The organism is Nocardioides sp. Root682, from assembly GCF_001427795.1.
Classification (GTDB): Bacteria; Actinomycetota; Actinomycetes; order Propionibacteriales; family Nocardioidaceae; genus Nocardioides.
The window spans coordinates 276,721-289,032 of the sequence record NZ_LMHJ01000005.1; the positions used below are offsets into that span (position 1 = coordinate 276,721).

At 70.3% G+C, this 12,312-nt stretch carries 14 protein-coding genes and 1 pseudogene; 4 read left to right on the forward strand and 11 right to left on the reverse strand.

What is annotated here, in order from left to right; translation table 11 throughout:
* Positions 1–8: 8 nt before the first annotated feature.
* Complete coding sequence (locus ASD84_RS24085; RefSeq protein WP_056716782.1) at positions 9–812, reverse strand: TrmH family RNA methyltransferase; 804 nt, start codon at positions 810–812, stop codon at positions 9–11.
* Positions 813–819: 7 nt separating this feature from the next.
* The gene (gene cobA / locus ASD84_RS24090; protein WP_056716784.1) at positions 820–2,052 is read right to left on the reverse strand and encodes a uroporphyrinogen-III C-methyltransferase; all 1,233 of its coding nucleotides are present in this window, start codon (positions 2,050–2,052) and stop codon (positions 820–822) included.
* A 69-nt stretch (positions 2,053–2,121) separates the two neighbouring features.
* Here cobA and ASD84_RS24095 point away from each other — a divergent pair, with 69 nt between their 5' ends.
* The gene (locus tag ASD84_RS24095; protein WP_056716786.1) at positions 2,122–2,649 is read left to right on the forward strand and encodes a YbhB/YbcL family Raf kinase inhibitor-like protein; all 528 of its coding nucleotides are present in this window, start codon (positions 2,122–2,124) and stop codon (positions 2,647–2,649) included.
* A 42-nt stretch (positions 2,650–2,691) separates the two neighbouring features.
* Here the strand turns inward: ASD84_RS24095 and ASD84_RS24100 are convergent, their stop codons facing one another.
* The 4 genes from ASD84_RS24100 to ASD84_RS24115 all read right to left on the reverse strand — a co-directional run bounded on the left by ASD84_RS24100 (position 2,692) and on the right by ASD84_RS24115 (position 6,528).
* Complete coding sequence (locus tag ASD84_RS24100) at positions 2,692–3,843, reverse strand: acyl-CoA dehydrogenase family protein (protein ID WP_056716788.1); 1,152 nt, start codon at positions 3,841–3,843, stop codon at positions 2,692–2,694.
* 30 nt (positions 3,844–3,873) lie between these two features.
* Complete coding sequence (locus tag ASD84_RS24105; RefSeq protein ID WP_056716791.1) at positions 3,874–4,545, reverse strand: FMN reductase; 672 nt, start codon at positions 4,543–4,545, stop codon at positions 3,874–3,876.
* A complete protein-coding gene (locus ASD84_RS24110) occupies positions 4,545–5,666 on the reverse strand; it encodes an LLM class flavin-dependent oxidoreductase (RefSeq protein WP_056716930.1) in 1,122 nt (373 codons plus the stop codon). The genes ASD84_RS24105 and ASD84_RS24110 overlap by 1 nt, the downstream gene beginning before the upstream one ends.
* A 112-nt stretch (positions 5,667–5,778) precedes the next feature.
* Positions 5,779–6,528: a PP2C family protein-serine/threonine phosphatase gene (locus ASD84_RS24115; RefSeq protein ID WP_156392283.1), complete on the reverse strand. Its 750-nt coding sequence runs from the start codon at positions 6,526–6,528 to the stop codon at positions 5,779–5,781.
* 104 nt (positions 6,529–6,632) lie between these two features.
* Here ASD84_RS24115 and ASD84_RS24120 point away from each other — a divergent pair, with 104 nt between their 5' ends.
* On the forward strand, positions 6,633–7,589 hold the full coding sequence (locus ASD84_RS24120; RefSeq protein ID WP_235531250.1) for an alpha/beta hydrolase: 957 nt from the start codon (positions 6,633–6,635) through the stop codon (positions 7,587–7,589).
* 24 nt (positions 7,590–7,613) lie between these two features.
* On the opposite strand, the gene ASD84_RS24125 is transcribed toward ASD84_RS24120, so the two are convergent.
* Complete coding sequence (locus tag ASD84_RS24125; RefSeq protein WP_056716794.1) at positions 7,614–8,069, reverse strand: DUF4190 domain-containing protein; 456 nt, start codon at positions 8,067–8,069, stop codon at positions 7,614–7,616.
* 36 nt (positions 8,070–8,105) lie between these two features.
* Here ASD84_RS24125 and ASD84_RS24130 point away from each other — a divergent pair, with 36 nt between their 5' ends.
* Positions 8,106–8,471, forward strand: a complete 366-nt coding sequence (locus tag ASD84_RS24130) for a DUF4267 domain-containing protein (RefSeq protein ID WP_056914096.1) — start codon at positions 8,106–8,108, stop codon at positions 8,469–8,471.
* Between the two features lie 18 nt (positions 8,472–8,489).
* Here ASD84_RS24130 and ASD84_RS24135 read toward each other — a convergent pair whose 3' ends face one another.
* The 4 genes and pseudogenes from ASD84_RS24135 to ASD84_RS24150 form a co-directional block, all read right to left on the reverse strand.
* Positions 8,490–9,311 (reverse strand): sulfite exporter TauE/SafE family protein, encoded by an 822-nt coding sequence (locus tag ASD84_RS24135; RefSeq protein ID WP_056716797.1) that lies wholly within the window; start codon positions 9,309–9,311, stop codon positions 8,490–8,492.
* A gap of 39 nt (positions 9,312–9,350) precedes the next feature.
* Positions 9,351–10,241: pseudogene (locus ASD84_RS24140) on the reverse strand (SPFH domain-containing protein); the annotation flags it as partial.
* Positions 10,242–10,252: 11 nt separating this feature from the next.
* Positions 10,253–10,717, reverse strand: a complete 465-nt coding sequence (locus ASD84_RS24145; protein ID WP_056716800.1) for an NfeD family protein — start codon at positions 10,715–10,717, stop codon at positions 10,253–10,255.
* Between the two features lie 9 nt (positions 10,718–10,726).
* Complete coding sequence (locus ASD84_RS24150; protein ID WP_056716802.1) at positions 10,727–11,524, reverse strand: ABC transporter ATP-binding protein; 798 nt, start codon at positions 11,522–11,524, stop codon at positions 10,727–10,729.
* A gap of 33 nt (positions 11,525–11,557) precedes the next feature.
* Between ASD84_RS24150 and ASD84_RS24155 the strand changes: the two genes are divergently transcribed.
* A complete protein-coding gene (locus tag ASD84_RS24155; RefSeq protein WP_056716805.1) occupies positions 11,558–12,307 on the forward strand; it encodes a hypothetical protein in 750 nt (249 codons plus the stop codon).
* The last annotated feature ends 5 nt before the right edge of the window (positions 12,308–12,312 follow it).

Genomic DNA, 12,312 nt, shown 5'->3' on the forward strand with positions numbered 1-12,312 from the left:
GGTCGAGGTCAGCGTCGGGCAGTCACGTAGCACGCGACCGCCGTGGCCGCAGCCACATTGAGGGAGTCGATGCCGGGGGCCATCGGGATGATCGCCCGCCGGTCGGCCGACTCCTCCCAGCGGGAGGAGAGGCCATGACCCTCCGACCCGAGGACCAGGGCCACCTTGTCCAGGCCCTGCACCGCTTCCTCGATCGGTACGGCGTCCGGCGCGAGCGTCATCGCCACGGTGGTGAAGCCGGCGCGACCCAGGGCCGGCAGGGCGTCGTACCAGTCAGGAAGGCGGGTCCACGGCATCGTGAACACCGCGCCCATGGCGACCTTGATCGAACGGCGGTAGAGCGGATCCGCGCAGCGCGGGGCCAAGAGCACGGCATCGAACTCGAAGGCCGCACCCGAGCGCAGGATCGCGCCGACGTTGGTGTGGTCGACGATGTCCTCGAGCACGAGGACCGACCGGGCTCCCTCGAGGACGTCCTCGACCGGCGGGAGCGGCCGGCGTTCGAGCGAGGCGAGCGCGCCCCGGTGCACGTGGAAGCCGGTCACCTCCTCGGCCAGGTCCTCGGCGACCACGAAGCACGGCGCCTCGGACCGGTCGAGAACGTCGGCCAGGCCGTCCAGCCAGCGCGGAGCCATCAGGAAGGACCGGGCGGCGAAGCCCGCCTCGATGGCTCGACGGACGACCTTCTCGCCCTCGGCGAGGAACAGTCCGTGCTCGGCCTCGAGGTTCTTGCGCAGCTCGACGTCGCGCAGGTCGCGGTAGTCCGCCAGACGCGGGTCGCCGGCCTCGGTGATCTCGACCAGGTGGGCCACGCGGGACTCAGTAGGCGTCGGGATGGGCGACGGCGACGACCTGGCCCACCACGATGATCGCGGGTGGCTTGACCGACTCCTCCTGGAGGCGCGTGGCGAGCGTCCCGAGCGTCGCGAGGACCGTGCGCTGGGTGGGCATCGTGCCGTCGCAGATGACCGCAACCGGAAGGGATTCGGGGCGCCCGCCCGCGATCAGCGCCTCGGCGATCTTCGGTGCGTTCTCGACGCCCATCATCACCACGACGGTGCCCTGCATGGCTCCGAGCGCGGCGTAGTTGACCAGCGACTCGGGGTGCCCGGGCGGCAGGTGTCCGGACACGACGGTGAACTCGTGGGTGACACCACGATGGGTGACGGGGATGCCGGCCACCGCGGGCACGGAGACGGGCGAGGTCAGTCCGGGGATCACCGTGACCGGCACTCCCGCCGCGCGGCAGGCCAGGATCTCCTCGTAGCCACGACCGAACACGAAGTTGTCGCCGCCCTTGAACCGCACCACCCGCTTGCCGGCGAGGGCCCGCTCGACGATCACGCGGTTGATCTCCTCCTGCTGCGCGGACCGCCCACGCGGCAGCTTCGCGACATCGATCAGCTCGACGTCGGAGGGCAGGTCGCCCAGCAGCTCACGAGGAGCAAGTCGGTCGGCCACCACGACGTCGGCAGCCATCAGGGCCTTGCGGCCAGCGATAGAGATGAGCTCGGGGTCGCCGGGTCCCCCGCCGACCAGGGTCACCCCGGGTGTGCGTTCCGGCAGGCCCTCGCGGTGGTGCGGCGCGGCGATGGTCCCGTCCCGGAGTCCGGCGAGGATCTCGTCACGCACGGCGACCGAGCGCCGCGGGTCGCGGTTGCCGATCACCGCGATGGTGATGCCGGCCTCGCGGCCGACCGCAGGCGTCCAGGCGGTGCCGAGCGTGGCGTCGTCGGAGCGCACGCAGAAGATCCGCTGCTGCTCGCACAGCAACGAGACGTGGTCGTTGACCTCGCGGTCGTCGGTCACCGCGATGACGTACCAGGCGCCGTCCAGGTCGCTGTCGGTGAACGGGCGCTGGTGCCAGGTGATCTCGTCGGAACCGACGAGGCCCTCGATCGCCATCGTGACGTCGGGCGACACGACGTGGACGTCGGCACCCACCGCGATCAACTGCGGGACGCGGCGCTGGGCGACGTGACCTCCACCGACGACGAGGACACGGCGTCCGGCCAGGCGAAGACCGGACGGGTACGGAGGAAAGTCGCTCACGGGCCCATTCTCGCGTGTCGCCCGTCCGGACCTGTGACACGGGTCGGTCGACGGACTACCTTCGCCACCATGACTCTCGAGCGTCCGGTCACCCCCGACCCCTACCCGCTGCTCCCCGCCACCGCGTCCTTCGGCGTCACGAGCACCGACGTCATCGACGGACAACCCCTCACCGAGGCACAGGTCCACGCCGACGGGAACACCTCGCCGCAGCTGACCTGGGAGCCCGGGCCCGAAGGCACCCAGAGCTACGTCGTCACCTGCTTCGACCCTGACGCCCCCACCCCCAGCGGCTTCTGGCACTGGGTCGTGGTCGACATCCCGGCCGACGTGACCAGCCTGCCGACCGGCGCCGGCGACTCCGACGCCACCCTGCCGGCCGGCGCCTTCCACGTCCGCAACGACTTCGGCACCGCCGAGTTCGGCGGCGCTGCCCCGCCCGAGGGCGACCAGGTGCACCGCTACTTCTTCGTCGTCCACGCCGTGAAGGAGCCTGAGCTCGGGGTCGACGCCACGGCGACGCCTGCCGTCGTGAGCTTCAACCTGGCGTTCAAGACGCTCGGCCGCGCGATCCTCACCGGCACGTACGCGTTCTGAGGGTCTCGAGACGGTTGCTGCGCAACCTCCTCGACCTGCGACCTAAAGGCCCATCTGCTTGGCGATGATCAGCTTCATCACCTCGGAGGTGCCCCCGTAGATCCGGTTGACCCGGTTGTCGGCGTACAACCGGGCGATCGGGTACTCGTTCATGTAGCCGTAGCCACCGTGCAGCTGGAGACAGCGGTCGATGACGCGACTGGCCACCTCGGTGCAGAACAGCTTGGCGGACGCGGCATCCGCAGGAGTCAGCTCGCCGGCGTCGAGGGCCTCCAGGGCCCGGTCGGCGACGGCCTGGGCGGCATCGACCTCGGCCTGGCAGGCCGCGAGCTCGAACTTGGTGTTCTGGAACGACGCGACCGGTGTCCCGAAGACGACCCGCTCCTCGACGTACTGCTGGGCGAAGCGGACGGCCGCGGCGGCCTGCGCGTAGGCGCCATACGCGATCCCGAGGCGTTCCTGCGGGAGGTTCTGCCCGAGGTACTTGAAGCCCTGGTTCTCCTCACCGAGCAGGTCGGAGGCCGGGACGAACACGTCGTTGAACGCGAGCTCAGCGGTGTCGGAGGTGCGCAGGCCGATCTTGTCGAGCTTCCGACCGACCGTGTAGCCCGCGGACTTCGTGTCGACCGCGAGCAACGAGATGCCGAACCGGCGGTCGTTCTCGAGCGGCGGCGAGGTCCGCGCGCAGACGATGACGCGGTCGGCGTTGACGCCGCCCGTGATGAACGTCTTCGCCCCATTGAGGACGTAGCCGTCGCCGTCCTTGCGGGCCGTCGTCCGCATGCCGGCGAGGTCCGACCCGGCGCCGGGCTCGGTCATCGCGATCGCGAACATCTCCTCACCGGACACGAACCCGGGCATCCAGCGCGCCAGCTGCTCGGGTGTGCCGAGCTTGAGCAGGTACGGCAGGCACAGTGCGACGTGCACACCGGAACCGCCGAAGCTGACCGCCGCGCGCGAGGTCTCCTCGTACTGGACGGCGGCGAACTTGAACGACTCGATGCCGGCACCGCCGTACTCCTCGGGGACCTCGATGCCGAACACCCCGAGCTCGCCGAGCTTCAGGTAGAAGTCGCGCGGCACGATGCCGGCGTCGTACCACTCCTGGTAGTGCGGCGTGACCTCTGCCTCGATGAAGGATCGCAGGGTCTTGCGGAAGGCTTCGTGGTCCTCGGAGAAGACGGTACGGCGCATGACGCTCCTGTCACGACGGTGCTGGGACCCTCATCGTGCCGTATTGCCCCCAGCCTCGCGGAGAAGCTGCTCGAAAGGCGTGGGCGCGGCGAACTCGCTGTCGACCGTGCGTCGCGCAGGAACCTGCGTCGCCCCCGCCGTCCCGCTGACGAGGGCCGCCAGCTCGGACGCAGCGCGGTCCACGCGCTTGTCGAGCGAGCTCTCGCCGTCGCTCGACTCCCCGAAGTCCTCGCTCGCGGCGAAGACACCGGTCGGCGCCACCACGGCGTGCAGGTAGGCGAACAGCGGCCGCAGGGCGTGGTCGAGCACGAGGCTGTGTCGAGCCGTTCCGGCTGTCGCCGCGATCGCCACGGGCTTGCCGTCCAGCGCGCCCGGCTCGAGCACGTCGAAGAACGTCTTGAACAACCCCGAGTACGACGCCGAGAACACCGGCGTGACGACGATGACGCCGTCCGCGTGGCGCACCGCGTCGAGCGCGCCGGCCAGGTCGCCGGTCGGGAATCCCGTCAGCAGGTGGTCGGCCAGCGCGTGCGCGAGCGGACGAAGCTCGACGTGCCGGACCTCGACCTCCTCGCCGCGGGCCGCAATCGCCCGCTCGGTGGCCGCGCCGAGCTTGTCGGCGAGCAGGCGGGTCGACGACGGCACGGAGAGCCCGGCCGAGACCACGACCACCTTCCGGTGGTTGAGCTTGTCGAAACCCATCAGATCGTCACTTCCTTCGATTCCTTGTTGTCGTTGCTGACCTGGCTGTTGCTGGTCAGGGCGGCCAGCTGGGACGCGTGCGTGGGTGCGTCCGGTACGTCGGCCGGTCGCCCCTCGGCGAACCCGGCGCGCATCGCGGGCAGGATCTCGCCCAGCAGGTCGAGCTGTTCCAGGACCGTCTTGAGGGGCAGTCCGGCGTGGTCGACCAGGAACAGCTGGCGCTGGTAGTCGCCGGCGTAGTCCCGGAAGGACAGGGTCCGCTCGAGGACCTGTTGCGGCGAGCCCACGGTCAGCGGGGTCTGCGCCGAGAAGTCCTCCAGCGACGGGCCGTGTCCGTAGACGGGGGCGTTGTCGAAGTAGGGCCGGAACTCGTTGATCGCGTCCTGGCTGTTCCTGCGCATGAAGATCTGGCCGCCGAGGCCCACGATCGCCTGCTCCGGAGTGCCGTGGCCGTAGTGGGCGAAGCGGTCGCGGTACAGCCGCACCATCTGCGCTGCGTGCGAAGCCGGCCAGAAGATGTGGTTGTGGAAGTAGCCGTCTCCGTAGTAGGCAGCCTGCTCGGCGATCTCGGGGCTGCGGATCGAGCCGTGCCACACGAACGGCGCGACGCCGTCGAGCGGGCGCGGGGTCGACGTGTAGCCCTGGAGCGGCGTCCGGAAGCGGCCCTCCCAGTCGACGACGTCCTCGCGCCACAGGCGGCGCAGCAGCGCGTAGTTCTCGATGGCGAGGTTGATGCCCTGCCGGATGTCCTTGCCGAACCACGGGTAGACGGGCCCGGTGTTGCCGCGGCCGAGCATGAGATCGACCCGGCCGTCGGTGAGGTGCTGGATCTTCGCGTAGTCCTCGGCGATCAGCACGGGGTCGGTCGTGGTGATCAACGTCGTGGCGGTCGAGAGCAACAGGGTCGAGGTCTGGGCGCCGATGTAGGCGAGCGTCGCGGTCGGGTTCGAGGCGATGAACGGCGGGTTGTGGTGCTCGCCGGTGGCGAAGACGTCCAGGCCGACCTCCTCGGCCTTCTTCGCGATCGCGACGGTGTCCTTGATCCGCTGGTGCTCGCTCGGGGTGCGGCCCGTCGTCGGGTCAGCCGTGACGTCCCCGACGCTGAAGATCCCGATCTGGATGCCCATGGCGCTTCTTCCTCTCCTCGTGACGACAATCAGTTGCCGTGTCACCTATCTCCAACCGAGCGGCTCGTCCCGGTATTCCGCGCCGTCTCCAGGGACGTCCCTGTCCTCAGGAACGCTGGAGGATGAGCACGGCCCGGTCGTCCTCGCCGCGCTCGACCAGGTCGATGATCCGCCGCGCAGCACCGTCCCACGTGTCCTGCACGGCCTCGCGCGCGGTGTCGCGCAGCCAGTCGATCCCGTCACCGATGTCGGCGGAACGGGACTCGACGACACCGTCGGTGTAGAACAACAACGCCTCCCCCGGCGCGAGCCGACCGACACTGCGATGGACCTCGGGAGTCTCCGAGACGCCCAGCGCGGTGCCGCGAGCATTGTCGATGTCCCAGCCCTCGCCGGTCGCATTCCACCGCAGCGCGGGAGGGTGGCCGGCGCTGCGGATCCGGTAGCGCCCCGACCTCAGGTCGACCTCCACGTGGACGGCAGTCGCGAAGCTCTCGTCCGAAGGCTGGCGCAGCAGGTACGCGTTGGCCGCGCCGAGCAGGTCGGCTGGCCGGACCACCGTGATCAGGCTCTGCAGCGCACCTGCGAACTGAAGGGCCACCGGCACCGCGGTGACGCCGTGGCCGCACACGTCGACGAGGACCATCTGCAGCACCCGCCCCTGCGGGTCGAGGTTGGCCACGATGAAGTCTCCGCCGTACTCGAAACCCTCCGCCGCGAGCATCGCGGACTGGTGCTGCCAGCCCGCCGGCAGCACAGGAACCTTGCCACGGGCCTGCAGCCGGGCCCGGAGCTCGGCCAGCAGCACCTGCTCGCCGTCCGCGGCAGACGGCACGCCGGACACCGGTTGTTCCATCACCCCAGCCTACGCAGGGGTAGCCTGTCCGCGGGCCCGGTCCGACCAACCCCCCTTGGCCGGACCGGGTCCGCCCACTCGTGCCATTGACCGAGGAGAATCCATTGGGCGACGGGCCTGAGATCGACATCCTCGGCGAGCCGTGGCGGGCCGAGACGATCCCGCTCGCCGATGACTTCGAGGGCGAGGTCGTCGCCACCCTCGTCAGCCGGCGGCTCGACTCCCCGACCACGCTGGCCACCCTGCACGTCCACGGGTTCTCGGACTACTTCTTCCACACCGAGTACGCCGACTGGTGGCTCGAGCGCGGTCACGACATGTACGGCCTGGACCTGCGCAAGTACGGCCGTTCGATCCGGCCCCACCAGTCGGTGACCTTCGTCGCCAACCTCGACGACTACTTCGAGGAGCTCGACGCTGCCTGGGAACGGATCACCGTGCGCGACGGCCACACGCGCGTGGTGCTGTCCGGGCACTCCACCGGCGGACTCATCGTGGCGCTGTGGGCAGACGCCCGGGCGCCGAAGGAGCTCGCCGGACTGCTGCTGAACTCACCGTGGCTGGACCTGCAGGGCAAGGCCGTCCTGCGCACCCCGGTCGCGAACGCCGTCCTCGACCGCGTCGGGCAGCGCCAGCCACTGCGTGAGCTGCCGCGCGACGTGAACGGCTTCTACGTGCGCAGCCTGCATCGCGAACACGACGGCGAGTGGGACTTCGACCTCACCTGGAAACCGGTCTCGTCGTTCCCGCTCCGGTTCGGCTGGTTGCGGGCGATCCGCCAGGGCCACGGACGCGTGCAGGCCGGCCTGGCGGTGCCGGCGCCGGTGCTCGTGCTGTCCTCGGACCGCAGCGGCGCGCCGTCGGAGATGGGCGACGACGTCTTCAGCACGGACATCGTCCTCGACGTCCGCCAGATCCGGCGCTGGTCGACGGCGATCGGGAGCCACGTGACCTACGTGGCCATCCCCGGAGCACTGCACGACGTCATCCTGTCGCGCAGCGCTCCGCGTGCCGTCGCCTACGCCGAGATCGATCGCTGGCTGGGGACCTACGTCACCTGACGGGCGCCCCGCAGGAACCCTGGATCAGTCGCAGACGTAGGTGCCTGAGGAGTCCGTGTAGCAGTAGTCGTCGACCGACTCACCTGCCCAGATCAGGAGCGCCACGAGAATGCCGCCGCCGATGACGAAGATCGCGAACCCGGCCCAGCCGACGAGGATGCCGGCGGTGGCGATCCCGCCACCCTGTTCGTCGTTGCGGCGGATCTGGCCCTTGGCCATGTGACCGAGGATCGCGCCGATGAAGCCGGTCGCACCCACGCACACCGACAGGGACAGGATGCTGACGATCAGCGACGCGATCGCCATGCCGTTGGTCGGGCGCGGCGGGGTGAAGACATAGGGCTGCGGCGGGCCGACCGGCTGGCCGTACGGCGAGGCGACGGGCTGGCCCACGGGCTGGCCATAGGGAGCGTAGGGCTGTTGCTGCGGCGGCGGCAGGGGCTGCTCGTCGGGCTGCTGGCCCCACGTCGGAGTCGTCATGCCCCAACTCTTTCATGCTGCTCTAGTGTCGGTCCCATGGATCCCGTGACTGGACTCTCCCTCGGCCGCATCGCCATCGGCGTCGGCGCCCTCGTTGCCCCCGCGCCGACCGCCAAGGCGTTCGGACTCGACCCGACCAACAACCCGCAGCTCGGCTACTTCGGCCGGATGTTCGGGGCCCGCGAGATCGCGCTGGGCGCTGTCACGCTGGTCTCGAAGGGCGCTCTGCGGCGCAACCTCACGCTGGTCGGGATGGCCGTCGACAGTGCGGACGCCGCGAGCGGTGCGGCCGAGCTCACGTCGCAGACGGTTTCGAAGCTCAGCGGCATCATGCTGATCGGTGGCGCAGTCGGCGCCGTGGGAGCAGGCGTCGTCGGGCTGGTGCTGGGTCGCGGCAAGTAGCTCGTCGAGCCCGTCAGGTCACTGGAGGACGATGACGGTGACCGCGACGAGGCCGACCACGACGATGATGCCCCGCAGGGCGGTGGGAGGCAGTCTGCGTCCGAAGTGCGCGCCGAGGAACCCGCCGATCACGGCACCCACGGCGATCACGGCGACGACCAGCCAGTCGACGTCGGCCTCGATGCCGAACAGGCCGAGCTCGGCGACCGCGACGAAGATCAGGCCCGCGATCCCGTTGACCACGGCCACCAGGACGTTCTTGACCCCGTTGAGGCGCTGGAGAGCGTCGGTGACGCCGATGCCGAGGATGCCCATCAGGATCACGCCCTGCGCGGCGCCGAAGTAGCCGCCGTACACACCGGTCCCGAAGACCGCGACCGGCACCCACCAGGCACCGCTGAGGGGCTCAGCCTGGGAGTCTGCCGGCGAGTCGGCCGGCGTACCGCGCCGTTCAGCGCGGGCCGCGACCAGGGCGGACAGGCGCGGCTGCAGGACGACGAGCGTCACGCCGAGCAGGATCAGGACGGGTACGACGGCCTCGAACGCGCCGGGGGGCAGCACGAGGAGCAGGATCGCGCCGAGCACGCCTCCCGAGGTCGACCACACCAGGAGCCGGAGCACCCGCCCGCGCTGGCCGGCGAGCTCGCGGCGGTAGCCGACGGCACCCGCGACCGACCCCGGCACCAGCCCGAGGCTGTTGGACATGTTCGCCGTCACCGGCGGGATGCCGATGGCGAGCAGGGTCGGGAAGGTGATGAGGGTGCCCGAGCCGACCACGGCGTTGATCGTGCCGGCACCCATGCCGGCGATCAGGATCGCGGCGATCTCCAGCGGACTCACTTACGGAGCGGTCGGCGGCAGCGCGTCCGCATCCGCGGGGTTCAGCACCGAGCCGAGTCCTTCGAGCGCCTTGCCCACCTCGCTCGGGATGATCCACAGCTTGTTGCTCTGGCCGTCCGCGATCTTCGGCAGCATCTGGAGGTACTGGTAGGCCAGCAGGCCCTGGTCCGGCTGTCCGTCGTGGATCGCCTGGAAGACGGTGGTGATCGCCGCGCCTTCACCCTGGGCCCGCAGGATCGCAGCCTCGCGGTCTGCCTGGGCACGCAGGATCGCGGCCTCGCGCTCGCCCTCGGCGTTGAGGATGGCGGACTGCTTGTTGCCCTCCGCGGTGAGGATCGCCGACTGGCGCTGGCCCTCGGCCGTCAGGATGAACGCCCGCTTGTCGCGGTCGGCACGCATCTGCTTCTCCATGGCGTCCTTGATGGACGGCGGCGGATCGATGCCCTTGATCTCGACCCGCTTGACCTTGATGCCCCAGCGCCCGGTGGTCTCGTCGAGCACGGCGGACAGCCCGCTGTTGATCGACTCGCGGCTGGTCAGCGTCTGCTCGAGGTCCATGCCACCGACGACGTTGCGCAGGGTGGTCATGGTGAGCTGCTCGATCGCCTGGATGTGGTTGGAGATCTCGTAGGTCGCGGCGATGGGGTCGGTGATCTGGAAGAAGATGACCGTGTCGATGTCGACGGTCAGGTTGTCCTCGGTGATCGCACCCTGGGGCGGGAAGCTCACCACCTGCTCGCGCAGGTCGATCATGTACCGCACCTTGTCGACGAACGGCACCACGAAGTTGAGGCCCGCAGGCAGCGTCTCCTTGTACTTGCCGAACCGCTCGACCACGCCGGCGTACGCCTGGGGCACCACGCGGATCGACTTGGCGACGATGACGATCACGAAGAGCAGCAGTGCGATCAGGACGATCAGGATTTCCATGGGTGTCTCCTTCAGCCGACTTCCGGGTCTGAGACGGGTCGGACGTGTGCCGTCGCGCCGGTGATCTGGACGACCTCGACACTGCGCCCGACGCTGATGTCGGTCTCGGCGCCCGTGGACACGGCGAGCCAGTTCTCGCCACCGAGCTTCACGCGGCCGGGGTGGTGGGCCTCGACCGCCTGGGTGATGACACCGCGGGTGCCGATCAGGTTGGCGTGGCCGAGCACCAGCTCGGGACCGTTGTGGAGGCGCTTCACCAGCGGTGGGCGTACGCCGACGAGGAGCAACAGCGCGGCGCCTGCCGAGACCAGCACGGACAGGATCACGTTGTGGGTCACGAGCGCGCTCCCCATGCCCGCCAACGCGCCGCCGGCCAGCATCAGCAGGAAGAGGTCGAGCGTGAGCGTCTCCGCGACGCCCAGCAGGATCGCGACGATCAGCCACGTCTCCCAGAGGTGGTCACGCAGCCAGTCCATGCTCAGACTCTAGCCACGGTGCCGTTGCTTGCGCCGGGCGGCGTAGCGACCGTCGTGTTCCTCGAGGGTCAGCGGCATTCCGAAGGTGGCCGAGAGTGCCTCGGGCGTCAGGGTGGAGCCGAGCGGGCCCTCGGCGACCACGGCTCCGTTGCGGAGCATCAGGACGTGGGTGAAGCCCGGCGGGATCTCCTCGACGTGGTGGGACACGAGGACGGTGGCCGGTGAGGACGGGTCGTAGGCCAGGACCGACAGCGTGGACACCAGGTCTTCACGGCCGCCGAGGTCGAGGCCGGCGGCGGGCTCGTCGAGGAGGAGCAGCTCGGGGTCGGTCATCAGGGCGCGGGCGATCTGCACCCGCTTGCGCTCACCCTCGCTCAGGGTCCCGAACGTGCGGTCGGCGAGATGGGTGACCCCGACCTCACGGAGCAGCGCGTCGGCGCGCGAGTGGTCGATGTCGTCGTACTCCTCACGCCAGCGGCCGAGGACTGCGTACGACGCCGAGATCACCACGTCGCGAACGGTCTCGCCGCGCGGGATCCGCTCGGCGATGGCCGCGCTGGACACGCCGATACGCGGGCGCAGCTCGAACACGTCGATGGTGCCGACCAGCTCGCCGAGGATCCCGAGCGCACCGGAGGTCGGGTACATCTGTGCGGCGGCGACCTGCATCAGCGTGGTCTTGCCGGCGCCGTTCGCGCCGAGGATGACCCAGCGTTCACCGTCTCGCACGACCCAGCTGACCCGGTCCAGGAGCGTGGCCTGGCCACGGCGCACGCTCACCTCGGCAAGCTCGAGCACAGCGGACATGGGGCAACCCTAACCACGTCCTAGTCTCTCCCCGTGACCTACCTGCCAGCATCCGCCCGCGTCGCGTGGTGGGGCACGGCCTGGCTGCAGGGACGCATCGGACCCGACGAATGCCTCGACGGTGTGCTCGGCGGGTCCGATCCCGACGACGCGGAGCGCGACGTCGCGCACGTCGTGGTCGGTGGGGACGCGCCGGCACCACTGCTCCTCGAGCTCGCATCCGCACGCAACCGCGGTGCGCAGCAGGTCGCCGCAGCCTTCCCTGCGCCCGGAGACCCCGTCGGGCTGCGGGGCCCGGCCGACTTCACCGGGGCAGCCATCGAGCAGACCGAGGCGGTGTTGCTGCTGGGTGCCGACGCGGGTCTGGTGCCGTACCGCGTGGGTCGCGCCGTCGAGTGGACCCTGTACCCCGCCGAGCGGAGGCCGCCGCCGGATCTCGGGGAGGCCGACCGGGACCTGCGCACGACCCTGCTGGTCGCCGCGGGTGCCCTCGCTGACCTCGACGTCGCCCGGTGGCGGCCCGAGGTGGCCGACGAGCTGCACGACCTGCGCGCCGCCGTACCCCTGGCCGCCCCGGCGGGAACCCCGACCCGGGCCGTCGAGCTCGCCGGCCGGGCCCTGCACCTGGGCGCCGTGGTCGAGCTCGCGCTCGAGGACGACGGTGGGGCCGTCACCGTCAGTGAAGTGGCCGCCCGTCGGGCTGCGCTGGAGCCGCTGGACCGGGCCGTCCGAAGGGCCTTGACGGCTGCCTGCTCGCCTGACGGCTGGCCTCCCCCGTCCTGATGGCC